Source organism: Telluria antibiotica (assembly GCF_011682055.1).
Lineage (GTDB): Bacteria > Pseudomonadota > Gammaproteobacteria > Burkholderiales > Burkholderiaceae_D > Telluria > Telluria antibiotica.
Genome location: NZ_JAAQOM010000016.1, coordinates 90,532 through 114,102 on the forward strand (window position 1 = coordinate 90,532; position 23,571 = coordinate 114,102).

Genomic DNA, 23,571 nt, shown 5'->3' on the forward strand with positions numbered 1-23,571 from the left:
TGCCGGTCGAAAGCGGGGACAAGAGACGTAAAGGGGAATGCTTATGCCATCAGAACTTGCCGCGGATACCCAGCTGGAACGTGCGTCCCGGGTCATACGACGAGAACGCCGCGTTCGGAAACTGGAAGTAGCCTTCGCGCTTGGCCTTGTTCAGGTTGACGATGTCGAACGTGACGGTCGGCCAGCCGTCGCGGTCGAACACCTTTTCCAGGTCCACGCTGGACGAGAAGTCGGCCTGCTTGTACGAGCGGCCGTACAGCGACGCCAGCCGGATGCCGTTCTGGTTGCCCGTGCTGGACTGGCTACCCTGCTGGTACTGGTGCGAGATGCGCGCCATGTAGCCGTGGTTCTCGTAATAGAAACCGAAGTTGTTGCTCTTCTTCGGCACGTTCAGCGCCACGAAGCCGTTGGTGCCCTCGCCGGTCGCGCTCTGGTTGATGAAGGTTGCGGTCTCGTTGAAGCCGAAGCCCTTGATCGGCAGGAGCTTGTCGAGCGGCTGGACCCAGCCGATCTCCAGGCCGCGCACGCGCAGGATGCCGCCCGCGTTGCGTTCCTGACTCATCACGACCGTGGCCGCGTCCGGACCGCCGCGAGAATTAATCGCCACCTGCTGGGTCGGGATCAGGTTGTTGTACGTGATGCCGTAGGCAGCCAGCGCGGAGAACGGCAAGGTGCGGTTGTCGATGACGGTGAAGCCCTTCACCTGCTTCTGGAACACGGTCAGGCTCACATAGCCTTCACGCCCCGTGTACCAGTCCAGGCCCAGGTCGATGTTGTTCGACAGGTAGGGCTTCAGCTCCGGGCTGCCGATCGTGCCGATGTCGGCCGACGGCGAGCTGAAATTGATGCCCGGGCGCAGCGAGTTCGGATTCGCGCGGGTCATCGTCTTCGACAGCGCGAGGCGCGCCACGAGGTCGTTGCGCAGCGACAGGGCCGCGGTGGCCGACGGCAGCGTGTTGTTGTACGTGGTGTTCTGGTACACCCACTCGGTCTGATTCGGGTACTTTGAACCGTTCTGCGTCAGCGTGGCGTTGCGCGGATCGCTGAACGAGTTGAGCGAACCCACTTCCTGCCTCGTGCGGACGTAGCGCACGCCGGCGTTGTAGCGCAGCGGGAAGCCGCCGACGCTCGTCTGGCCATTGAGCTCCGTGTAGAAGCCGGTGCTGCGCTCGCGCACATAGCCGGAGCTGGCGCCCGTCGACGAGCTCGTGGAGTCCGGTGCCGTCGAGTTGTAGGCGTCGTAGTTCGAGTCCTTGCGGAAGCGGTCCCAGTCGATCACGATGCGGCCATAGGGGCCCGGCACGAGGTAGCTCGCCAGCTTGTTCACGGGGATCAGCGAACCCTGGTAGACGAGCGGCGTCGTCTGGCCGGCCGTGTAACCCGTGCCGTAGCCCGGATACAGCGCGCTGGCGCTGGCGCCCGGCGTCGACGCGCCGTCGCACGGCGGGGCGCCGTTCGGGCCCTGCAGGAAGACGTTCGGATTGTTGCCGCACACGGCGGCCTGCCAGGCGGCCGAATTGTCCTGGCCGCGGATGCGGCGGTCGATGTCGTCGTAGGCGATACCGGCGCGCACGTTCAGCTTGGCGTCACCCCAGGTCAGGTCGGAGTGGAACCCCTTCGTGCTCGTTTCGCGCAGCTCGTTCTGGATGTTGACGCGGCCGCCGGCCCAGACGAAGTTCGCCGGGTTGTTCACGTCCTGGTTGAACGTGATGCTCGGCATGGCGCCGCCGTTCCCGTTGAACGTGGCGACCAGGCCGCTGCCGTCGGCCGTGATCGGCATGATGGTCGGTGCTTCGTGCGAGAACGTCGACTTCGTGGCGTTGGCCTGCGCTTCCAGCTTCAGCGTCGGGCTGATCTTCCACTCCATGCCCGGGTTCAAGCCTTTCAGCGTCGTCTTGTCGCGGCGTGGTCCGTACTCGATGAAGTAGCGCGAGTTCGCGAACGTGCCCGACGTGACCGTGCAGCCGGCCGCGCAATCGCTCTTGTCGACCTGCATGTTCAGCGGGATCTCGAAGTTGTTGCGCACGGCCCAGGTATAGGCGACGCGCGACATGTCGTCGTCCTTCTTGCTGTACATCGCATCGACGTAGAAATGCAGGTTGTCGAGCGGGCGCCATTCGGCGCTGACGATGGCCGCGCCCTTGTCGCGCGTGCCGAAGTAATCCATGTAGCGGCCCAGGCGCGGCAGGATCGCGTTGTCGATCTGCGTGATCGTGCGGCCGGGGTTGTTCGCCAGCAGGAATGCCTGGTCGATCGGCGTGCCCGCCACGAGGCCCGCGCCCGCGCCGGCCGGCACGGTGGCCGGGATGGTCCAGTTGCCGCCACCGGTCGTGTTACGACTACCGGACGTGTTCTGTGCGGCCGACAGGTTGGCATTGGTCAGGCCCACGGTCTCGTAGCCGGTCGTGCGCGCCTTCTGGCGGTTGACGGCGAAGCCGGCCAGGATACCGAACGTGTTGCCCCAGGTCCTGCTGGCGAGGATGGAACCGCGCCCGCCCACGCCGTCCGCGATCTGCTGTTTCTGTGCGGTGGCGCCGTACGAGACGTGCGTACCCGGATTGTCGAACGGCCGCGCGCTGCGCAGGTTGACGACACCGGCCGCGCCGCCTTCGATCATGTCCGCGGTCGGGCTCTTGCTGACCGTCAGCTTGGTGAACAGATCGGTCGGCAGCATGTCGAGGTCGATCTCGCGATTCGTGTTCGCGCCGTCGATCGGTCCGGACGAGGCCACGGCGATCTGCGCATTGTTCAGCAGGACCTTCGTGAAGCTGGAACCGAGACCGCGGATCTGCACGTTCACGCCCTCGCCCGTCACGTCGCGCGAAATCTGCACGCCGGGAATGCGGCTCAGCGATTCGGCGATGTTCTTGTCGGGGAATTTACCGATGTCTTCCGCACTGATGGTGTCCTGGAAACCGACGGCCTCTTTCTTGTCCTTAGCGGACGACAGCAGACTGGCGCGGTAGCCGGTCACCGTCACGACGGCCGGTTCAGGTTGGGCGGCCGGGGCTTCCTGGGCATAGGCTTGCTGGATGAGGCCGGCGATTACGCCCAGGCCAAGCACGACTTGACGGCGCTTGTGCTGGCGCCGCGCTACGGACTTCTCGAACATTGCTGTCTCCTGTATTTTTTCTGAGCCTGCACATGCCGGAGGCATGTACTTATAGGTAGGCAAACTCAGTGTAGGAGCACGATGTTAACCGTGTCAATTGATCAAACATAAATGTTATGCGCAACCATCTGTGTAAACTAGCGGTTTGTTTGGCAGTTTCCTTAAATATGGCTACTTTAATCACTATGTTTTCTCGTTTCACAAAATGAAGAATGGTAGCGCATAGCAAACGGAAAACCGTTGTAGATGTCTGACATCCTATGACAGAAAAAGGTGGAAGCAACTTACTGCGCCATTTTTGCTCAATTTATCGGCATGCGACGACTTAACGGCAATCATGGCGCGCACGAAATCTACGTTGCCTAGTCAGACATCTGATGACTTAACGGACAACGCGGTGATGGGCGAGGACCTGCCCCCCAGACGGTCGATCGTAGATATCGGCGAGCGCCCCCGCCGTGGACAACGCGGGGCGCAGGTGGAACAGCAAGAGCGGCACATCCGACAAGGGCGCTGCCCCCGCCTCTCAACGCCGCACGATGATGGGTTTCAGGCCGAGCCCGGACGGCAGCGCGCGCGCCGCTTCCTGCGCCATCGCGCGGGTGTCGAAGGGGCCGCCGTACACGCGGTTGACGCCACCCGAGCGCACGACCTGGATGGCCAGGTCGACGCCGGACTGCTTGAGCTTTTCGCTCACCTCCTCGGCCTTGCCCTCGCGCGCGTACGCGCCCAGCTGCAGGTAGAAGCCGGGTTTCGGCGCCGCGTTGTCAGCGCCGGCGGCCGTGTCGGCCGTCTGCGCATGGGCGACGGCGGCGCTGTTCATGTCGACGCGGTCTTCCAGCATGAGTGCCGCGATGGCCGGGGACGCGGGCAGCGCCTGCGCCTCGGATGCGGCCGCACGGCGCGCGGAAGCGGCGTGGATCTCGTCGCCCGGGAACAGGCGTTCGATCTCGACTTGATGGCTGCCCTTGCCCAGCAGGCCCAGCTTCAGGGCCGCCGTGTACGACACGTCGACGATGCGGTCGGAGTGGAACGGCCCGCGGTCGTTGATGCGCACGACGACCGATTTGCCCGTCTCCAGGCTCGTGATGCGCGCGTACGAGGGAATCGGCAGCGTGGGGTGCGCGGCCGTCATCTTGTACATGTCGTAGGGCTCGCCCGACGACGTGCGCTGGCCGTGGAACTTCACGCCGTACCAACTGGCCACGCCGCGCTGGGTGAACGGTTGATCGTTGACGAGGGGCGTATAGGTCTGGCCGAACACGGCATACGGCTTGTTCGCGAACTTGGCGTACGGTTCGTACTTGACGACGGCGTCCGGTGTGTCGAGCAAGCCCGGCGGTGGATTCGCGCCGGGGCCGTCGTCCTGGTAGTAGCCGCCGCGGCCAGAGCCGGCCGCGGGGAGATTCGGCAGCGCCGGGTCGACGCGGGTCACCTTGTGCTTCCAGGGCAGCGGGATGAGGCTTTTGTGTTCGCCGTTCTGGTCCGTGGTACTGCAGCCCGCCATCATTGCCAACATCGCAATGACCGCTGGGAGTAACCTCGGAACGGCCATTGCGTTCTCTTGCATATCAGGTCTGCACCAGTTTGCGGTGTCTTTGTATGCTCATCAATATACCACTGCAGAGGCCCAGCGTAATCAGCGCCGTACCGCCATAGCTCATGAACGGAAGCGGAACGCCGACGACGGGCAGGATGCCGCTGACCATGCCCATATTGATGAAAGCATAGGTAAAAAACATCATCGCAATGGCCCCCGCAAGCAGGCGGGTGAACAGATTCGGGGCATTGGCCGCGATCATCATTGCGCGTCCGATCAGCAACAGGTACAGGAACAACAGGACCAGATTGCCGACCAAACCGAATTCCTCGGAATATACCGAAAAAATGAAGTCCGTGGTGCGTTCCGGGATGAACTCGAGGTAAGCCTGCGTGCCCTTCATATACCCCTTGCCGGACACGCCGCCCGACCCGATCGCAATCGTCGACTGGATGATGTGGAAGCCCTTGCCGAGCGGGTCGGACGTCGGGTCGATCAGGGTCATCACGCGTTCACGCTGGTAGTCGTGCATCATCGACCATGCGACGGGCAGTGCGGCGCAGCCGGCCACGAACAGCGCGCCCAGCGCCTTCCATGACAGGCCCGCGAGGAAGATCACGTAGAAGCCCGACCCGCCCACGAGCAGCGCCGTGCCCAGGTCCGGCTGCTTGGCGATGAGGCCGAACGGAATCGCAAGCAGCACCGCCGCCACGACGAACGATTGCCATTTGAGCAGGCCGGCCCTGGTCTGGAAATACCAGGCCAGCATCAGCGGCGCGGCGATCTTCATGATCTCGGACGGCTGGATGTCCACGCCCACGTGCAGCCAGCGCCGCGCGCCCTTCTTGATCGTGCCGACGGCCGCCACGGCCAGCAGCAGTGCGACGCCGAACGTATACACGGGCACGGCCAGGCGCAGCAGCGTCTGCGGCGGCACGATGGCCGCGACCCACATGAACACGAAGGCCGCGAGGATGTTGCGGATCTGGCCTTCCAGGCGGCCCGGGAAGTCGTGGCCGGCCGACGACAGCGTGACGAGGCCCACGCACAGCAGCAGGAACAGGATCAGCGCGAGCGCCGGATCGAATACGGTGAAGTACGGTTTGAGGCGCCGGCTGAGCGAGCGGCGTTCGGGGAAATGCGCCATGGTTCAGTCCTTGTTGCCGGGCGTTTCGCCACCCGGCCTGAAGTCGGCGCCGGCCGTGGGCGCCACTTGGTCTTCGTCCGCAGGCACCGGATCGGCGGGCTTCGGCGCCGGCTTGTCGGCGTCGCCGGGGCGCTTGCCGAGCAGGTAGTAATCGAGGGCCTTGCGCGCGATCGGCGCCGCCACGGCCGCGCCGAAGCCGGCGTTTTCCACGACCAGCGCGATCGCGATGCGCGGATGGTCGGCCGGGGCGAACGCGATGAACAGCGCGTTGTCGCGCAGGCGTTCCGGCGTCGCGGCCGCATTGTACTTCTGCCCTTTCAGGCCCACGACCTGCGCCGTACCCGTCTTGCCCGCCACCGTGTACTGCACGTTGCGGAACGGGATGAACGCCGTGCCGCTCTGGTCGGACGTCACGCCGACCATCGCGCGCTTGATCACGTCGATGTTCTGCTGCTTGAGCGCGATGCGGCCCGATTCCTTCGCCACCGTCGGCGTGCGCCCATGGTTGCTCGGGTCCTCGAGCATCTTGACGAGATGCGGCTTCATGATCACGCCGTCGTTCGCGAGCGTGGCCACGGCGTGCGCCATCTGCAGCGGCGTGTAGCTGTTGAAGCCATTGCCGATGGAGATCGAGATCGTGTCGCCGCCCACCCACTTCTGCGCCGCGCGGTTGCGCTTGAAGCGCTCGCGCTTCCATTGCTGCGACGGCAGCACGCCCGTCTTCTCGTGCTCCAGGTCGATGCCCGTCTTCTCGCCGAAGCCGAACGGCTGCATGAAGTCGTGGATGCGGTCGATGCCCATCTCGTTGCCGAGCTGGTAGTAGTACGTGTCGCACGACATCGCGATCGAGCGGTACATGTCGATGAAACCGTGGCCGCCCTTCTTGTCGTCGTTGAAGCGGTGGCCGCCCAGCATGAAGAAGCCCGGGTCGCTGATGCCGTATTCGGGACGGCGCAGGCCATATTCGAGCGCGGCCAGCGCCATGTACGGCTTGAACGTCGAACCGGGCGGGTACGTGCCGGACAGCGGACGGTTCATCAGCGGCTTGTCGAGCGACGTGTTCAGCTCCGTCCAGCTCTGCGCGTCGATGCCGTCGACGAACAGGTTCGGATCGAAGCCGGGACGCGACACGTAGGCGAGCACGTCGCCCGTCGACGGTTCGATGGCGACAAGCGCGCCGCGGTAGTCGCCGAACGCCTGCTCGACGACCTTCTGCAATTCGATGTCGATCGACAGGATCAGGTTGTTGCCCGGCGTCGGCGCCGTGCGCGACAAGGTGCGGATGGCACGGCCGCCGGCCGAACGCTCCACTTCCTCGTAGCCCGTCTGGCCGTGCAGCTGGCGCTCGTAGCTTTTCTCCAGGCCTTCCTTGCCGATGTGGTCCGTGCCGGTGTAGTTCGCGGCATCGTCGCCGGCCTCGATGACCTTGGCCTCGGCCTGGTTGATGCGGCCGATATAGCCCAGCACGTGCGACGCCACTTCGCCCAGCGGATACTGGCGGAACAGGCGCGCCTGCACGTCGACGCCGGGGAAGCGGAAGCGCTGCGCGGTAAAGCGCGCCACCTCTTCGTCCGTCAGGCGCGTGCGGATCGGGACGCTGGAAAAATTCTTCGACTCTTCCATCAGGCGCTTGAAGCGCTTCCGGTCCTTCGGCTCAATCGTGACGAGCTTCGACAACTCGTCGATCACGGAATCGAGGTTCGCCTCCAGCTTCGACGGCGTGATCTCGAGCGTGTAGGCCGAGTAGTTGCTGGCCAGGACGACCCCGTTGCGGTCCACGATCAGGCCGCGGTTCGGCACGATGGGCACGAGCGCGATGCGGTTGTCCTCGGCCTGCGCCATGTACTGGCTGTGCTTGACGACCTGCAGCCAGACGAAGCGCGCGACGAGCACGCCGAAGCAGATGAACACGAACACCACGATCGCCGTGAGGCGCATGCGGAACAGGTGGATCTCGCGATCGCTGTCTTTAATCTCGGTCATTCGGGTTACGTGACGGGTGGTGTCTTCGGATCAGATCGGACGCGTGTGGTCCTTGTCGACGGCGCGCCGCTGCGGCGCCAGCAGCAGCCACGTGATCACGGGCCACAGCGCGACGGCGATCACGCTTTCGATGAACACGAGCGCGCCGGGAAAGCGGCCCGTGACGAAGAAGCGCACCATCACCTGGATCGCCTGCGTGAGCAGCAGCAGCGGGAACACGTGCATCGCCTGCGTGACGAGCGGGAACCACAGCACGCGGCGGTGGATCATGATCGCCAGGTACGACAGCAGCGTATAGGCCAGGGCGTTCTCGCCGAGCAGCGTGGCGTCGTGCACGTCCATCAGGAGGCCCATGCAGAACGCGATGCCGATGCCGACCTTGCGCGGCTGGTGGATGCCCCAGAACACGAGCACGAGCGCGACGAAGTCCGGCGCCCCGACCCAGCGGCCCCACGGCAGCAGGTTGAGCATGAACGCGCAGACGAGGCTGAACGCGATGAACAGCGGGCTGACCGGCAGCAGGATGTAGTGCGGGCGGTTCGACGCGGGCATCAGTTGCCCTCCTTCGGCCGGACCGGCGGGCTGGTGCCGGGGTTCGCCGCGGCCGGCGGGCGCGTGGTGGTGGTGGCCGGCGTCCGCGCCGCTGGCGATCCGGCGGCCGGCGATCCGGCGGCCGGCGATCCGGCGGCCGGCGTTGCGGAAGCCGGCGTTACGCCAGCGCCAGGCACGCCGGCCTGCGCGCCCGCGGGCGCGGCGCCGTTCGGATGCGACGTCGCCGCAGCCGGACGCGCACCGTTCGCGCCCGCCGTGGCCGGCGCAACGGCCGGTGCCAGCGGTTGCGGCGGCAACGGCAGCGGCGGCAAGGGCTCCATGCGCGGCAGGTTCTTCTTCGACGGTGCATTGGTGGCGGCCTTGGCCGGCACCTCGGGCGGACGCGGCGGCAGCGGCTGGTCCGACATCACGACCAGGAGCTGGCGGTGGCGGTCGATGCCGGCCAGCGGCTGGCATACGACGCGGCCGAAGGCGCCCTGCGCCACGTTCTCGACCTGGATCACTTTCGCGACCGCGAGGCCGGCCGGATAAATGCCGTCCAGGCCCGACGTCACGAGCACGTCGCCCACCTGGATGTCGGCGTTTGGCGCGACGAAGCGCAGGTCCAGCAGGCCGGACTGGCCGCGGCCATACGCGACGCTGCGCAAGCCGTTGCGCAGCACCTGCACGGGAATCGCCTGCTCCTTGTCGGTGAGGAGCGTGACTTCGGACGTGAACGGAAACACGCGCGTGATCTGGCCGACGACGCCGGCGTTGTCGATCACGGGCAGGCCGAGCTTGACGCCGTTGCGGGAGCCGCGGTCGAGCACGACGCGGCGCGTGGACGGGTCGCGCGCATCATACAGGATCTCGCTCATCATGGAGCGCACCGGCAGGTGCTCGCGCGCGTCCATCAGGCGGCGCAGCTGGGCGTTCTCGGCCATCTGGAGCTGCGCCTGCTGCATGGCCTGGGCCATGGCGACCTGCTGGCTCTTGAGGTCGCGCACTTCCTTCTGCAGCGTGGAGATCGAGGAAAAATACGTACCCATGTTCGCCAGCGCGTCGCGCGGCATCAGGGCCGCCATCTGGAACGGGTACAGGACCGTTGCCGCCACCTGGCGCACGGCGGTGAGCGCGTGCAGGCGGGCGTCGACCACGAGGAGCGCGATCGAGAGCAGAGCGAACACTGTCACCTTGACCCTTGCGGGGGCGCCTTGCTTGAAAAGCGGCGGAGGACTGTATTCCATGACTTCCAATAATGCGGGGCCAGCGGCGCCCGCGTCAATCCAGACGCCCGGCGCGGGGGTGCGCGCACCGGGGATCGTCAGCGCCGAACGCGGACGGCGCGTGCCACGCCGGGATCGCCGGCACGGTCACACGCCCTGTCCACGCTGCCACGGCCGGGTTACTCGTACGAGAAGATCGAGCCCAGCTTGTCCATGCGCTCGAGCGCCATGCCGGAGCCGCGCACGACGCAGGTCAGCGGATCTTCGGCGACCAGCACCGGCAGGCCCGTCTCTTCCATCAGCAGGCGATCCAGGTCGCGCAGCAGCGCGCCGCCACCGGTCAGCATCATGCCCTTCTCGGCGATGTCCGCGCCGAGTTCCGGCGGGGTCTGCTCGAGGGCGTTCTTGACGGCCGAGACGATGTTGTTCAGCGGGTCGGTCAGCGCTTCCAGGATCTCGTTCGACGAGATGGTGAAGGAGCGCGGGATGCCTTCCGACAGGTTGCGGCCCTTGACTTCCATCTCCTTGACTTCGGAGCCCGGGAATGCCGAACCGATGGCCTTCTTGATCGCTTCCGCAGTCTGCTCGCCGATCAGCATGCCGTAGTTGCGGCGGATGTAGTTGACGATGGCTTCGTCGAACTTGTCGCCGCCCACGCGCACGGAACCTTTATAGACCATGCCGCCCAGCGAGATGATGCCGACTTCCGTCGTGCCGCCGCCGATGTCGACGACCATCGAGCCGGTCGCCTCGGCCACCGGCAGGCCCGCGCCGATCGCGGCCGCCATCGGCTCCTCGATCAGGTAGACCTGCGACGCGCCCGCGCCCAGCGCCGATTCGCGGATCGCACGGCGCTCGACCTGCGTCGAACCGCACGGCACGCAGATGATGATGCGCGGAGACGGACGGAAGAACTTCGAATCGTGCACCATGCGGATGAACTGCTTCAGCATCTGCTCGGTGACGGTGAAGTCGGCGATCACGCCATCCTTCATCGGACGGATCGCTTCGATGTTGCCGGGGACCTTGCCAAGCATCTGCTTGGCTTCCTTGCCGACCGCCTGGATCGTCTTCTTGCCGTTGGGACCGCCTTCCTGGCGGATCGCGACGACCGAGGGTTCGTCCAGCACGATGCCCAGGCCACGCACGTAGATCAGCGTGTTGGCGGTGCCCAGGTCGATGGCCAGGTCGTTCGAGAAATAGCTACGTAAAAAACCAAACATGTGTGTCCTGATGTGCGCAACCGTGTGCGCGAAACATTAATCGGGGAATCCTCGCCGCAAAGCCGAATCCGCATCGCGGGCTTTTTCATGCGTAGGTGAGGGCCGGTTTCGCCCGGAGAACGCATTAGCCCGCCATTCTACCTTATAATTTGCCGATTAAATGCTGAAAAACGGGCGGTTTCGCCCTCATATCAGCCTGCGAGATCGACGGCATTAGAAAGCTTTTATCAGCTTTAGCGCGCCGTAGTCCAAATTTCATTATCTACACACTCATCTTTGAACGCGGTATCGAACCGCGCTTTTTGCCATGTCCCTGACACTTTCAGACGTAAAACGGATCGCCAACCTGGCCCAGCTCGATATGGATGAGGCCCACGCAGAGATCGCCCTGAACGAGCTGAACGGGATCTTCGCGCTGGCCGAGCAGATGCAGGCCGTGGACACCAGCGGTGTTGCGCCATTGTCGCAACCGCTGGCAGCCGTGCTTGCCCTGCCGCTGCGCCTGCGCGAGGACGTGGTGACCGAGGAAGACCACCGCGCCGAGTACCAGGCCCCCGCCCCGAAGACCGAGGACGGCCTGTACCTCGTGCCGAAAGTCATCGAATAACCCGCAGCGAACGTCGACCATCATGATGCACCAAAAAACCATCAAGGAGCTGTCCGCGCTCCTGCACACGAAACAAGTCTCGGCGACGGAGCTCGCGCAGCACTACCTCGACCGTATCTCCTCCAGCGGCCACAACGCGTTTCTGGACGTCAATCCTGAGCTGACCTTGGCCCAGGCGAAAGCCGCCGACGCGCGCATCGCGGCAGGCAACGCCGGCCCGCTGACGGGCGTACCGATCGCCCACAAGGACATTTTCGTCACGCAAGGCTGGCGCTCGACTGCCGCGTCGAAGATGCTGGGCAACTACGTGAGCCCGTTCGATGCCACCGTCGTGACGAAATTTGCCGACGCCGGCATGGTGACCTTGGGCAAGCTGAACTGCGACGAATTCGCGATGGGCTCGTCCAACGAGAACTCCGCGTTCGGCTTTGTTACGAACCCGTGGGATGCGCTGGCCGTGCCGGGCGGCTCGTCCGGCGGCTCGGCGGCCGCCATCGCCGCGCGCCTGGCGCCCGCGGCGACGGGCACCGACACGGGCGGCTCGATCCGCCAGCCGGCCGCGTTCTGCGGCATCACGGGCATCAAGCCGACGTACGGCCGCGTGTCGCGCTTCGGCATGATCGCGTTCGCCTCCTCGCTCGACCAGGGCGGCCCGATGGCCCGCACGGCCGAGGATTGCGCGCTGCTGCTGAACGAGATGGTCGGCTTCGACGAGCGCGACGCGACGAGCCTCACGGCCGAGCAAGGCAACGCGCGCGAAGACTTCACGCGCGACCTGAACGCGCCGCTGGCCGGCCTGCGCATCGGCGTGCCGAAGGAGTATTTCGGCGAAGGCCTGGCCGCCGACGTCGAACAGGCCGTGCGCGCCGCGCTGGACCAGTTCGTGAAGCTGGGCGCCACCCTGGTCGAGATCTCGCTGCCGAAGACGTCGCTGTCGATCCCCGTGTACTACATCATCGCGCCGGCGGAAGCCTCGTCGAACCTGTCGCGCTTCGACGGCGTGCGCTACGGCTACCGCGCGCCGGAGTACACGGACCTGCAGGACATGTACAAGAAAACGCGTGCGCAAGGCTTCGGCAAGGAAGTCCAGCGCCGCATCATGGTGGGCACGTACGTGCTGTGCCACGGCTACTACGACGCGTATTACGTGCAGGCGCAGAAGATCCGCCGCCTGATCGCCGACGACTTCCAGGCCGCGTTCCGCGACCAGTGCGACGTGATCATGGGCCCGGTGGCTCCGAGCGTCGCGTGGGACCTGGGCTCGAAGGCGAACGACCCGGTGGCGAACTACCTGGCCGACATCTTCACGCTGTCGACGAGCCTCGCCGGCCTGCCCGGCATGTCGATCCCGGTCGGCTTCGGCGCCGGCGAGAAGAACGGCAAGCGTCCGGTCGGCCTGCAAATCATCGGCAATTATTTCGCCGAGGCGAAGCTGCTGAACATCGCGCACCAGTACCAGCAGGCGACCGATTGGCATAACCGCGCACCGGAAGGTATCTGATACGCATGGTGGGCACGGGGTGCCCACCCTACGGCGTCGATGCACACGACGCATGTGCGGTCCCCGACGCCCTGCATTTCGTAGGGTGGGCATTTGAGGCCAGTGGCCTCAAATGAAACGAGCCCACCAAATGCCGGCACAGAGACATACAAGAGAGAACACTATGCAATGGGAAGTCGTCATCGGTCTTGAGAACCACGTCCAGCTCACGACCAACTCCAAAATCTTCAGCGGCAGCTCGATCAAGTTCGGCGCCGAGCCGAACACGCAGGCGAGCCCCGTCGACCTGGCGCTGCCGGGCGTGCTGCCCGTGATGAACAAGGGCGCCGTCGAACGCGCCATCCGCTTCGGCCTCGCGGTGGGCGCCAAGATCGCGCCGCAGTCCGTCTTCGCGCGCAAGAATTATTTTTATCCCGACCTGCCGAAGGGCTACCAGATCAGCCAGTTCGAAGACCCCGTCGTGCAGGGCGGCAGCCTCACGTTCGCGTACGAGAAAGACGGCAAGCTGGAGACGAAGACCGTCAACCTGACCCGCGCCCACCTCGAGGAAGACGCCGGCAAGTCGCTGCACGAGGACTACCACGGCATGAGCGGCATCGACTTGAACCGCGCCGGTACACCGCTGCTGGAGATCGTCTCCGAGCCGGAAATCCGCAGCGCCGCGGAAGCCGTCGCGTATGCGAAGGCGCTGCACGGCCTCGTGATGTGGCTCGGTGTCTGCGACGGCAATATGCAGGAAGGCTCGTTCCGCTGCGACGTCAACGTGTCCGTGCGCCCCGTCGGCCAGCAGGAATTCGGCACCCGCTGCGAGATCAAGAACCTGAACTCGTTCCGCTTCATCGAAGAGGCCGTGAACTACGAGGTGCGCCGCCAGATCGAGCTGATCGAGGACGGCGGCAAGGTCGTGCAGGCCACGCGCCTGTGGGACCCGGACCGCAAGGAAACGCGCCAGATGCGCAGCAAGGAAGACGCGCAGGACTACCGCTACTTCCCCGACCCCGACCTGCCGCCGCTCGTCATCTCGCAGGAGTGGATCGACCGCGTGAAAGCCGGCATGCCGGAACTGCCGGCCGCCATGCGCGAGCGCTTCATCCGCGACTACGGCCTGCCCGAGTACGATTCCCTGATCCTGACGTCGTCGCAGGCGATGGCAACGTATTACGAAGCCGTCGTCGCGAAGGCGGGCAAGGCGAACGCGAAGGCCGCCGCGAACTGGATGATGGGCGACGTGTCGTCCGCGCTGAACCGCGCCGACATCGACATCGAGCGCTCGCCCGTCGAGGCGTCGCAACTGGCTCTGCTCTTGCGCCGCATCGCCGACGGCACGATCTCGAACAACGCCGGCAAGAAGGTGTTCAGCCTGATGTGGGATGCGCAGTCGCAGGACGAGAACCTGGCCGACACGATCATCGAACGCGAAGGCCTGAAGCAGATCTCGGACACGGGCGCGCTGGAAGCGATCGTCGACGAGGTCCTGGCGGCCAATGCGAAATCGGTCGAGCAGTACAAGGCCGGCAAGGAAGCGGCGATCAATGCGCTGATCGGCCAGTGCATGAAGGCGTCGAAGGGCAAGGCGAATCCGGCGCAGGTCACCGAGCTGCTGAAGAAGAAGCTGTCGGCCTGATCTGACCTGCCCGACGTTCGCGTCATGCGCGCGTCCGCGTGGGCACGGGGTGCCCACGCGCCACGTATGCGGTTCGCTACCGCTATTCGTACCTGAGCGCCTCGATCGGATCGAGCCGCGCCGCCTGGCTGGCCGGCACGACGCCGAACACGATGCCCACGGAACCGGAAAACAGCACGGCCAGCGTCACCGCCCACCACGGCACGACGGCCGGCGGGAAGTCGGGGATGATGCCCGCGATGAGCGCGCCCAACGCATAGCCGATCGCGAGCCCCACCAGGCCGCCCAGCAGCGACAAGGTCACGGCCTCGATCAGGAACTGCAGCAGGATGTCGCGGCTGCGCGCCCCGATCGCCTTGCAGATGCCGATCTCGCGCGTGCGCTCCTTCACCGACACGAGCATGATGTTCATGATGCCGATCCCGCCCACCAGCAGCGCGATGCCGACGACGCCGCCCATCACGAGCGTGACGGTGCCGCTCAGCTTGTCGAACGACCTCGCGATCTGATCGGCCGATTCGATCTCGAAATCGTCCGGCTGGTCGGCCTTCAGGCGATGGGCCTGGCGCATGACCATGCGGATGTGGCTGCGGGTCGCATCCAGCCGGCCCAGGTCGCCCACGGCCACCGTGATCATCAATTGCGGCCGCGTGTTGTTGCCGATGATGCTCTGCCCCGTCTTGTACGGGATGATCATGTAGTTGTCCCGCGACATCCCGAAGATCTCGCCCTGCTTCTCCATCACGCCGACGATCTTGAACCACTCGTTCGCGTACAGGACGAATTGCCCGACCGGGTCGGCCGGCAGGTGCAGGTCGTCGATCAGCTTCTCGCCGATGACGGCCACGCGGCGCGCGCCGGCGTCGTCGGAATCGCTGATGAACCGCCCCAGGCGCACGTAGCGCCCGTTCACTTCCTGGTAGCTGGCCATCGTGGCGTACACCTGCGCCGTGGCGGACATGCCCGTGAAGCGCACCTCGGAAGACGCGGGCACGAACAGGGGACTGAGGTGGCGGATGCCCTCCACGCGCACGCGCAACTGCTCCACGTCGTCGAAACGCAGGTAGTTCATCTTCCCGCGCATCATGTCCTTGAATTCGTTGTGCGGGCGGATCGTCAGGCCGTTGCCGCCCAGGCCTTCGAACTGGTCGCTGACGCTCTTCGACAAGCCCTGGATCAGCGACACCACGGTGATCACCGACGCCACGCCGATGATGATGCCGAGCGACGTGAGGAAGCTGCGCAAGCGGTGCGCGCGGATCGATGCCAGCGCCGAGCGCACGCTTTCGAGGAACACGTTCATGTGCCACTCCCCGTGTCGGACACGATGCGCCCGTCGCGCAGGCGCACGACACGCTCGCACTGGTCGGCGATCTCCGGTTCGTGCGTCACGATGACGACCGTCTGCCCGCCCGCGTGCAGCTCGCGGATCAAGTCCAGGATCTCCTCGCTTGTGGTGGAATCGAGGTTGCCTGTCGGTTCGTCCGCGAGCAGGATCGACGGCTTGCCCACGAGCGCGCGCGCGATCGCGACGCGCTGGCGCTGGCCGCCCGACAGCTCGTTCGGCCGGTGATGCAGCCGCCCGCCGAGGCCCACGCGCTGCAACGCCTGCTCGGCCAGCGCGAGGCGCTCGCGCAGCGGCACGCCGCGGTAGATCAGAGGCTGCGCCACGTTGTCGAGCGCAGTGGCGCGGGGCAGCAGGTGGAAACTCTGGAAGATGAAGCCGATCTCCTCGTTGCGCACGCGCGCCAGCTCGTCGCCCGACATCGTCGCCACGTCGCGCCCGTTGAGCCGGTAGGCGCCGCTGCTGGGCCGGTCGAGGCAGCCGACGATGTTCATCATGGTCGACTTGCCGGACCCGGAGGCGCCGATGAACGCCACGAATTCATTCGCCCGGATGTGCAGGTCGATGCCCTGCAGCGCATGCACCGTCTGGTCGCCCATCTTGTACTGCCTCGTCACGCCTTCCAGCCGGATCACGGATGCGCTCCTTCGGCCACTTTCACGTCCGTCTGCTGCCTGACCTGCACGACGGCATCGCCATCGTGCAGCTCGCGCAGCAGGCGCGCAGGCCCCACGGCGATCGTCTGGCCCACGGCGACACCCTTCGTCACTTCCTGGTTGGCGTCGTCGGAGAGGCCCAGCTCCACCGTCGTCTTCCTGACTTTCCCGTCCTGCACGACGAACACGTAGTTGACGTTCTTCGTGCGGTCCTTCGCACCGGGGACGTCTTCGTTCAGCACGGCCTGGATCGGCACGGCGGCCGTGGCCGCGCCGCTGCCGGCGACGATCTCCACGCGGCACGTCATGCCGGACCGCAGCGCGAGCTTCGAATCGTCGAGCCGCAGTTTGACGACGTACGCGCGTCCCTGGCTCTGGCCCGGCATCGCGTTCTTCGGCGCCATCGCGACGCTTTCCACGCGGCCCGTCACCGGCTGGTCGGGGAACGCCGCGGGAAACACCTTGGCCTGCTGGCCGACGGCCACGCGCGCGATGTCCGCTTCGTCCACGTTCACCTCGGCCATGATCGAGCCGACGTCGGCAATCGTCATCAGCGACGACCCCGCGATGCCGGTGGCGCTCGCGACGGCCGTTTCGCCGATCTTGATGGGCACCGCGGTCACGGTGCCGTCGATGGGTGCCCGCACCTCCGTCTTGGCCAGGTGCTCGCGCGATTGCGACAGCAGCGCGCTCGCCTGCTCCAGCGATTCGCGGCTGGCGCGCAGCTCGACCTTCGCCAGGTCCACCTGGTGCACGGCGTCGTCGTATTTCGAGATGTCGATGTACTTCGCCTTGTACAACTGGCCCGTGCGGTCCAGGTTGCGCTCTTGGTTCGCCAGGTTGATCTGCGCGCGCTCGATCGCGATGGCGGCGTTGCGGCGGTTCGCTTCCTGCTGCGCCACCTCGGCCTGGTACACGGTCGGATCGAGCCGCAGCAGGATCTGGCCGCGCGCCACCCGGTCGCCCTCCTTCACGAGCACGCCGGCCACCTTGCCGATGACCTCCGCCGACAGCTGCACTTCCTGGCGGAAGACGAGATTGCCTGTCGCGAGGATGGCCGGGTGGATCGCGAGCTTCTGCACGGTCGCCAGCTCGGCCTCGCGGCGCGTCTGCTTGCCCGCGAACTTGACCGCCACGGGCACGATGAGGAACGCAGCGACGACGGCCGCACCGATCAGTTTCTTGTTCATGCGCTCAACCGAAGATAACGATTTTCGCGGCCCAGATGCCGTAGACGAGGGCATACGGCAGCACGGCGACCAGGGCGCAGACGCCGGCCGAACGCCCCGTCCAGGCCTTCAGGCCGATGAAGGCCAGCGCGATGGACCACACGGACGTCAGGTCGAGATTGGTGGCAAGGCTGAACCACGGGCTCGACATCGGCAGGTGAAACAGCAGGTAGTTGAGCGACACCATGTTCATGTCATCCGGCGCCAGGCGGCCGCCCGACGTCATGATCTGCAGCGCGGACAGCGGCACCGTCAGCAGGCGCGGGATGCTGGTCCAGACGGCGAAGCCGAACCACTTGCCGTAGCCGATGCCGGTACCCAGCGCCTTGCCCGCCAACAGGTAGTACACGGCCACGAGCGCGCACAGGACGGGCAGGCCCAGCACGGCGCCGGCACCGGACATCCACATCATCGTCTTCGGCGTCATGAACTGCTCCATCGCGGCCCGCGCTTCCGGTTTCACGACGCCCTGCGACGCCAGCATGTGCTCGCGGAACCAGGCGAAATCGAGCGTCGCGACGTACCAGTAACTGAGGGCCAGCGTCAGCAGGATGAGGACCAGCAGTGGAATGAACGGCCGCGGCTTGTCCTTCAGCCGGGCGAAAGTGGGCGAAGGCGCGAGGATGACGTTGCCGATGTCGAAGAGTGGCTGCGTGGCCATATTGTGGACTCCCTGGTCGTTGTTATCGCCGGGCAGCACCTGCTGCACGGTTGCCGGTAGTCTAGGGGATTCGGCGCGCTGAAAACTCACCAATTGTCATTACAAAATCTGCCGCGCGGCGCGCTCACTCTGGGACGGCGCACGGCGTTTACACGGCGCTTGCACGGCGCACGCATCTTTATACGCGGCGTTTACACGGCGGCCGGCGCGCCCGGTCGTGGTCCCATCAAATGAGCCCTGGGTGGCTCTTATGTGGTGCCAGTGGACCGCATATAGTCTGCCAATATGCATGCGAGACGCAGAGAATTTTTCATGACTTGTCGAATCCTGCCCGCTCGTTCGTCGACAAGGACATCCCGTCTCTACCATCCGACGACCATGAAAAAGCAGATCGCCGCAACGATGCTCGTGTTCGGACTGCACGGTCCCTCGACGGCCGGCGTCGCCGAGGGCATCGAGGCGTACAACGGACACGATTACGCGCTGGCGCTGAGGGAAATCGCGCCGTTCGCCAAGGCCGGCAATGCGGACGCACAGCATGTGCTCGGCCTGATGTACTACATGGGCCGCGGCGTCCCACGCGATTACGCACAAGCCTTCGCATGGCATTACAAGGCGGCCGTACAGGGCCTGCCCGCCGCACAGTACGTGATTGGCGCGATGTATTACACGGGCAACGCGGTTCCCCGCGACCCGGGGCGGGCAGTCTCGTGGTTCCGCAAGGCGGCGGAACAAGGCCATCCGGACGCGCAGTACGCCCTCGGCCTCATGTACCGCTACCACGTGGCCGGCCTGCCCGAGGACGCGGTGCTCGCCTACATACTGTGGAATCTTGCCGCTGCAAACGGCCACCGCGATGCCGTCGCACAACGGTCTGCCCTCGCGCGCAGCATGACGGAAGAGCAGATCGCGGAGGCGCAACGTTTGTCGCGCGAATGGCGTCCGGGCAAGCCCTTGCCGGCCCGGTCGCATGCTGCCACGAACTGATCTTACTGGAGGAAATATGCGAACACTGATCGGCTGGGTGCTCTGGTTGATAGCGAGCGGCAGCATCGCCGCCACGGCTGCGCCTCCGCCGGACGGCCAGCACGATTTCGACTGGGAAATCGGCACCTGGACCACCAGCCTGAAGCGCCTGCGCGAACCGCTCAGCGGCAAGACCGAGTGGGTCGAGTACGAGGGGACGTCGGTCGTCAAGCCGGTCATGGACGGACGCGCCAACCTCGTCGAGCTCGACGTGCGCGGCAGCGCCGGCCGCATCGCGGGTGTGTCGCTGCGCCTGTACCGGCCCGCGAGCGGCCAGTGGGCCCTGCATTTCGCGAACCTGGCCAACGGCCTGATGACCGACCCGATGTACGGCACCTTCCAGGACGGCCGGGGCAGCTTCTACGGCCAGGACACCGTGGACGGACGCGTGGTCCTCGTGCGGTTCCTGATCACGCCGATGGGTGTGGACCGGTGGCGTTTCGAGCAGGCCTATTCGGCCGACGGTGGGCAGCGCTGGGAGACCAACTGGATTGCCATCGATACGCGCGTGAAGCCGGCTGCCCAGCCGTAGCGGGCACGCGTCCACGTGTTGACGCATCGGGAGCGCGAATAAAGTCCGCCGCGACAGCCAAACGCTACCAGCGTCCTGCGCCTGGTTCTGCCAGCAACAAACTCGTACACTGAGCCGGACCGGCCGCTCGCTATCGGCCGAGGCCGTGTAAAAACGCAAGATCGACTGCTCGAATCTCAAGGGTTAATACTGGAGCGGCCTGAGGCGTCGTGTCGCCCCCCAATCGATCTCCGCTGACGTCGGCCAACTCAGAATGGTGACGCCCCAAAGTCGCCCAAATCGCTTGAGAAAACGGGCGTAGGCCCGGATCGCGGCCACCATGCCGATCTGCCCAGAATTGCCATCAATCGTCGGAAATTATAGGCGAGCACGTGCAGGCTCATTTCCGTTTTCACGCACTCCAGTCCTTTCGTCAGAAAGTGCGTCGCGCCCATCCATGATTTGATCGTGCCGTATGGGTGCTCAACGGACGAGCGGCGGATGCGCATGGCGTCTGGGTTCTGGTCCAGGCGTGTCTGCATGTCGTCGAGCACGTCTTGATGCTCCCATCGCGTCACTCGGCGCTGCTGGCTCGGCGTGCACTTGGCCTTGAGCGGGCAATCCTTGCAGTTCGAGCTCCAGTAGCGATGGTTTTTGAGGCCATTCTCGATGCTCGTAAAACGCCAGATCAGTGCTTGTCCCGCAGGACAGCGAAACTCGTCCTTATCAGGATCGTAGATGAAGTCGGCCTTGTCGAACCTGCCGTCAGCCTTGGCATTCGATGTCTTCACCTTCGGTACCAGGGCACTAATACCGGCCTCGTGGCAGGCGAGAATCTCTTCACCCTTGAAATAACCGCGGTCGGCTATCGCTGTGAGCTTTGGCGTCCCGATTGCCGTACGCGCTTTCTTTGCCATGCCGTACAATTGATCGCGGTCGCTGCCGTTATTCGTTACATCGTGCTCGACGATCAAGTGATGCTTTGTGTCGACGGCAGTCTGCACGTTGTAGCCAACGATGCCCGAGCCCCGCGTCATCATCGAGCGGGCATCCGGACCGGTGAGCGAAATCTGTGTTTCGCCTGTTTCTTGCAGCTTCGCTTCGATCTCTGTGAGCGCCGCCATCTGGTCCTTCAGCGCTGCAATCTTGTCGTTGAGGCGAACCGCTTTCGCCTGTTTGGCAGCGGGTTCCTGGCGATCGGCTGTATCGAGTTCTGCCAGATACCGGGTGATGTTGGCCTCGATTTCTTGCATCCGACGCTTGAGCTTGGCATCGGTGAAATTGCGGTCGCTGCTGTTGACGGCCTTGAACTTGCTGCCATCGATGGCCACCACCGCATCGGATAACAAATCCAGCTGCTGGCACAAGACGACGAACTGGCGGCAGACGTTGCGAATGGCCTTGCCGTTGTCCTTTCGGAAGTTCGCGATCGTCTTGAAGTCGGGTGCCAGTCGCTGCGTCAACCACATCAATTCGATGTTACGTTGGGCTTCGCGCTCAAGCCGTCGGCTCGACTGAATGCGGTTGAGATAACCGTAGATGTAGAGTTTGAGCAGCAAGGCCGGGTGGTAAGCGGGCCGTCCCGTTTTCGCTGGCTGTACACCCTTGAAGCCAAGCCCGGCAAGGTTCAGTTCTTCGACAATACATCGACGACGCGTACCGGATTGTCCTCGGAAACGTAGTCCTCCAGTCGCTCAGGCAGCAGCGTGCCTTGTCCTCGCTGTTCGCCTTCGATAAAGCGCTTCATGTGGCATCTGTATTGATGAGATACTGGATCAACGTTTACGGACCCGGTTCCGTTTACCCGAAATCTACGTTTTTACACGGCCTGAGCCAGAAGCGGCCACCTGCCAAACGCCTATACCATCAACTTCGATATCAACACTGCAAACCTAAATGGCAATTTCTGGAGCAACTTGGCGAAAGCACCCGTTCAAGATCGGCGAAACATACATAGCGTCTCAGTCTTTCCTCGGTTGTCCTTTCGTAGGGTTTCCAGACCTCGAATTTGTCAAAGGCCACGCCTATCAGCTGCTGCACATTGGCCACAGCCACTATGACGAATACACGATTTTCACATTCAGGGAAATTGCTGGCGCACAGCGCATTGACTGGTGGTGGTCAGATGATGAACCTGAGGCATTGTGTTGGAACAGATTCCAATTCCCTGAATCATCAGCAAGCTAGTGGAAGCTCGACGAGGCTACCTCGCGTTATGTCTGCTTCGGGCTGCGCATTCAACTGGTCGACGCAATACACTCATGCACCGCCTTCCAACAGCGCCAGCGCCTGCTCGCGCGCCGCGTCCCGCAGCGATGCGCGCAGCACCGGGTCGTCCGTCGTGCGCGCCAGCACCATGCCGCCCACGCACAGCGCGACGATCGCCTGCGCGCGCCGCTCGCCGTCGGCTTCGTGCGCGAGCGCGCCCGCGTGCACCTGCACGAGGTTGCGGATCAGCTGCGTGTACGCCTTCTGCGGGGACAGGCCCGCGCGCGCCACGTCGCCCGGCAGCGCGTACAGCGGGCAATGCGCCTCGATGTTGTCGAACACCTCGTCGCTCAGGTAGATGTCGACGAGCATGCGCGCCAGCTTGCCCGGCTCGGGCGGCGGGACGTCCTTGAAATCGGGCTTGAACGGATTGCATGTGGTGAAGCTGGTGATGGCCGCCGCATACAGCTCGTCCTTGCTGTCGAAGTGGTGGTAAAAAGCGCCGCGGGTCAGACCCGCCTCGGACATCACGCGGTCGATCGACACCTGTTCGAAGCCGTGGAGGTTGAACAGCCTGCGCGCCGCATGGACGATGCGTTCGCGGGTCTGTGCCTTGTGTTCGCTACTGTAGGGCATGCGGGTCTCCTTTCGAGATCGGCATTATGCGCGCATCTACATTATGTTCTTGAACATATTTTGTGCCTGCGTATGCTGGTCGACATTCATCCCAAGGAGACCACCGATGCCTACCCTGACCACCTTCCGTGCCGTTCCCTCGTTTGCCGTCGGTTACGTGCGCGACCTGCGCGTGCGCTGGGCCCTCGAAGAAGCCGGCGAACCGTATGACGTGCGCCTGATCGGCTTCGAGGAGAAAGAATCGCCCGCCTACCGCCACGAACAGCCGTTCGCGCAGGTGCCCGTGCTGCAGGACGGCGACATGACGCTGTTCGAGACCGGCGCGATCCTGCTGCACCTGGGCGAACGCTTCCCCGTCCTGCTGCCGCGCGATCCGGACGGCCGCGCGCAGGTCACGATGTGGGCGTTCGCCGCGCTCAATTCCGTCGAGCCCTACATCGCCAACCTCGCCAACCTCGTCGTGTTCTCCATGGAGCAGCCGTGGGCTGCCGCGCAGCGTCCGGTGCTGGAAGAGATCGCGCTGAAGCGCCTGGGCCAGGTGGACGACTGGCTTGCGGGCCGCGACTACCTGGCCGGCGATTTCAGCGCGGCCGACATCCTCATGACGACAGTCGTGCGCCTGCTCGACGGCATGGGCTATGTCGAGCGCTTCGCGCGCCTGACGGCCTGGCGCGACCGCTGCACGGCGCGCCCCGCGTATCGCAAGGCGCTGGCCGCCCAGGTGGCGCAGTACGCGCCCGAAACCGAAGCCGCCTGAGTTTTTACGGGTTCGTTGCACGCGGGCCCGATCTGTATACACCGTTTT

General features: G+C 64.8%; 18 protein-coding genes and 1 pseudogene. 6 read left to right on the top strand and 13 right to left on the bottom strand.

What is annotated here, in order from left to right; all coding sequences use genetic code 11:
* Positions 1 to 49 precede the first annotated feature (49 nt).
* The 7 genes from HAV22_RS23830 to HAV22_RS23860 form a co-directional block, all read right to left on the bottom strand.
* On the bottom strand, positions 50 to 3,112 hold the full coding sequence (locus HAV22_RS23830; protein ID WP_166862485.1) for a TonB-dependent receptor: 3,063 nt from the start codon (positions 3,110 to 3,112) through the stop codon (positions 50 to 52).
* A 526-nt stretch (positions 3,113 to 3,638) separates the two neighbouring features.
* Positions 3,639 to 4,631, bottom strand: a complete 993-nt coding sequence (locus HAV22_RS23835; protein WP_229421390.1) for a septal ring lytic transglycosylase RlpA family protein — start codon at positions 4,629 to 4,631, stop codon at positions 3,639 to 3,641.
* 52 nt (positions 4,632 to 4,683) lie between these two features.
* Positions 4,684 to 5,799, bottom strand: a complete 1,116-nt coding sequence (gene rodA, locus HAV22_RS23840; RefSeq protein ID WP_166862489.1) for a rod shape-determining protein RodA — start codon at positions 5,797 to 5,799, stop codon at positions 4,684 to 4,686.
* 3 nt (positions 5,800 to 5,802) lie between these two features.
* The gene (mrdA, locus tag HAV22_RS23845) at positions 5,803 to 7,782 is read right to left on the bottom strand and encodes a penicillin-binding protein 2 (RefSeq protein ID WP_166862492.1); all 1,980 of its coding nucleotides are present in this window, start codon (positions 7,780 to 7,782) and stop codon (positions 5,803 to 5,805) included.
* A gap of 30 nt (positions 7,783 to 7,812) precedes the next feature.
* Positions 7,813 to 8,334 carry a rod shape-determining protein MreD gene (gene mreD, locus HAV22_RS23850; protein ID WP_166862494.1) on the bottom strand — a complete coding sequence of 174 codons (522 nt, stop codon included), beginning with the start codon at positions 8,332 to 8,334 and terminating at the stop codon, positions 7,813 to 7,815.
* Entirely contained in the window at positions 8,334 to 9,560 is a 1,227-nt protein-coding gene (gene mreC, locus HAV22_RS23855; protein ID WP_166862496.1) for a rod shape-determining protein MreC, read from the bottom strand. Before mreC ends, mreD begins: the two co-directional genes overlap by 1 nt.
* Before the next feature lie 158 nt (positions 9,561 to 9,718).
* Positions 9,719 to 10,762: a rod shape-determining protein gene (locus HAV22_RS23860; RefSeq protein WP_036235315.1), complete on the bottom strand. Its 1,044-nt coding sequence runs from the start codon at positions 10,760 to 10,762 to the stop codon at positions 9,719 to 9,721.
* Between the two features lie 307 nt (positions 10,763 to 11,069).
* On the opposite strand from HAV22_RS23860, the gene gatC reads away from it, so the two are divergent.
* From gatC to gatB, 3 genes are all read left to right on the top strand, one after another.
* Positions 11,070 to 11,369 (top strand): Asp-tRNA(Asn)/Glu-tRNA(Gln) amidotransferase subunit GatC, encoded by a 300-nt coding sequence (gene gatC / locus HAV22_RS23865; protein WP_166862498.1) that lies wholly within the window; start codon positions 11,070 to 11,072, stop codon positions 11,367 to 11,369.
* Positions 11,370 to 11,394: 25 nt separating this feature from the next.
* Entirely contained in the window at positions 11,395 to 12,870 is a 1,476-nt protein-coding gene (gene gatA, locus HAV22_RS23870) for an Asp-tRNA(Asn)/Glu-tRNA(Gln) amidotransferase subunit GatA (RefSeq protein WP_166862621.1), read from the top strand.
* Positions 12,871 to 13,000: 130 nt separating this feature from the next.
* The gene (gatB, locus tag HAV22_RS23875) at positions 13,001 to 14,494 is read left to right on the top strand and encodes an Asp-tRNA(Asn)/Glu-tRNA(Gln) amidotransferase subunit GatB (RefSeq protein WP_267874844.1); all 1,494 of its coding nucleotides are present in this window, start codon (positions 13,001 to 13,003) and stop codon (positions 14,492 to 14,494) included.
* An 82-nt stretch (positions 14,495 to 14,576) separates the two neighbouring features.
* Here the strand turns inward: gatB and HAV22_RS23880 are convergent, their stop codons facing one another.
* Genes HAV22_RS23880 through HAV22_RS23895 form a run of 4 tightly spaced genes read right to left on the bottom strand, consistent with a single transcriptional unit; the run spans position 14,577 to position 18,475 of the window.
* Positions 14,577 to 15,797, bottom strand: a complete 1,221-nt coding sequence (locus HAV22_RS23880) for an ABC transporter permease (RefSeq protein ID WP_166862502.1) — start codon at positions 15,795 to 15,797, stop codon at positions 14,577 to 14,579.
* Complete coding sequence (locus HAV22_RS23885) at positions 15,794 to 16,474, bottom strand: ABC transporter ATP-binding protein (protein WP_371869722.1); 681 nt, start codon at positions 16,472 to 16,474, stop codon at positions 15,794 to 15,796. Before HAV22_RS23885 ends, HAV22_RS23880 begins: the two co-directional genes overlap by 4 nt.
* Positions 16,471 to 17,685: an efflux RND transporter periplasmic adaptor subunit gene (locus HAV22_RS23890; RefSeq protein WP_166862504.1), complete on the bottom strand. Its 1,215-nt coding sequence runs from the start codon at positions 17,683 to 17,685 to the stop codon at positions 16,471 to 16,473. Before HAV22_RS23890 ends, HAV22_RS23885 begins: the two co-directional genes overlap by 4 nt.
* Positions 17,686 to 17,689: 4 nt before the next feature.
* Positions 17,690 to 18,475 (bottom strand): Yip1 family protein, encoded by a 786-nt coding sequence (locus HAV22_RS23895; RefSeq protein WP_166862506.1) that lies wholly within the window; start codon positions 18,473 to 18,475, stop codon positions 17,690 to 17,692.
* 288 nt (positions 18,476 to 18,763) lie between these two features.
* On the opposite strand from HAV22_RS23895, the gene HAV22_RS23900 reads away from it, so the two are divergent.
* Both HAV22_RS23900 and HAV22_RS23905 read left to right on the top strand, forming a co-directional pair.
* Positions 18,764 to 19,372, top strand: a complete 609-nt coding sequence (locus HAV22_RS23900) for a tetratricopeptide repeat protein (RefSeq protein WP_166862508.1) — start codon at positions 18,764 to 18,766, stop codon at positions 19,370 to 19,372.
* Positions 19,373 to 19,388: 16 nt separating this feature from the next.
* Positions 19,389 to 19,943, top strand: a complete 555-nt coding sequence (locus HAV22_RS23905; RefSeq protein ID WP_166862510.1) for a hypothetical protein — start codon at positions 19,389 to 19,391, stop codon at positions 19,941 to 19,943.
* Positions 19,944 to 20,272: 329 nt separating this feature from the next.
* On the opposite strand, the pseudogene HAV22_RS23910 reads toward HAV22_RS23905, so the two are convergent.
* Positions 20,273 to 21,669, bottom strand: a pseudogene (locus HAV22_RS23910) (IS1182 family transposase); the annotation flags it as partial.
* Positions 21,670 to 22,181: 512 nt separating this feature from the next.
* Positions 22,182 to 22,766: a TetR/AcrR family transcriptional regulator gene (locus HAV22_RS23915; protein ID WP_166862512.1), complete on the bottom strand. Its 585-nt coding sequence runs from the start codon at positions 22,764 to 22,766 to the stop codon at positions 22,182 to 22,184.
* A 106-nt stretch (positions 22,767 to 22,872) separates the two neighbouring features.
* On the opposite strand from HAV22_RS23915, the gene HAV22_RS23920 reads away from it, so the two are divergent.
* The gene (locus HAV22_RS23920; RefSeq protein WP_166862515.1) at positions 22,873 to 23,523 is read left to right on the top strand and encodes a glutathione S-transferase family protein; all 651 of its coding nucleotides are present in this window, start codon (positions 22,873 to 22,875) and stop codon (positions 23,521 to 23,523) included.
* Positions 23,524 to 23,571: the final 48 nt, after the last annotated feature.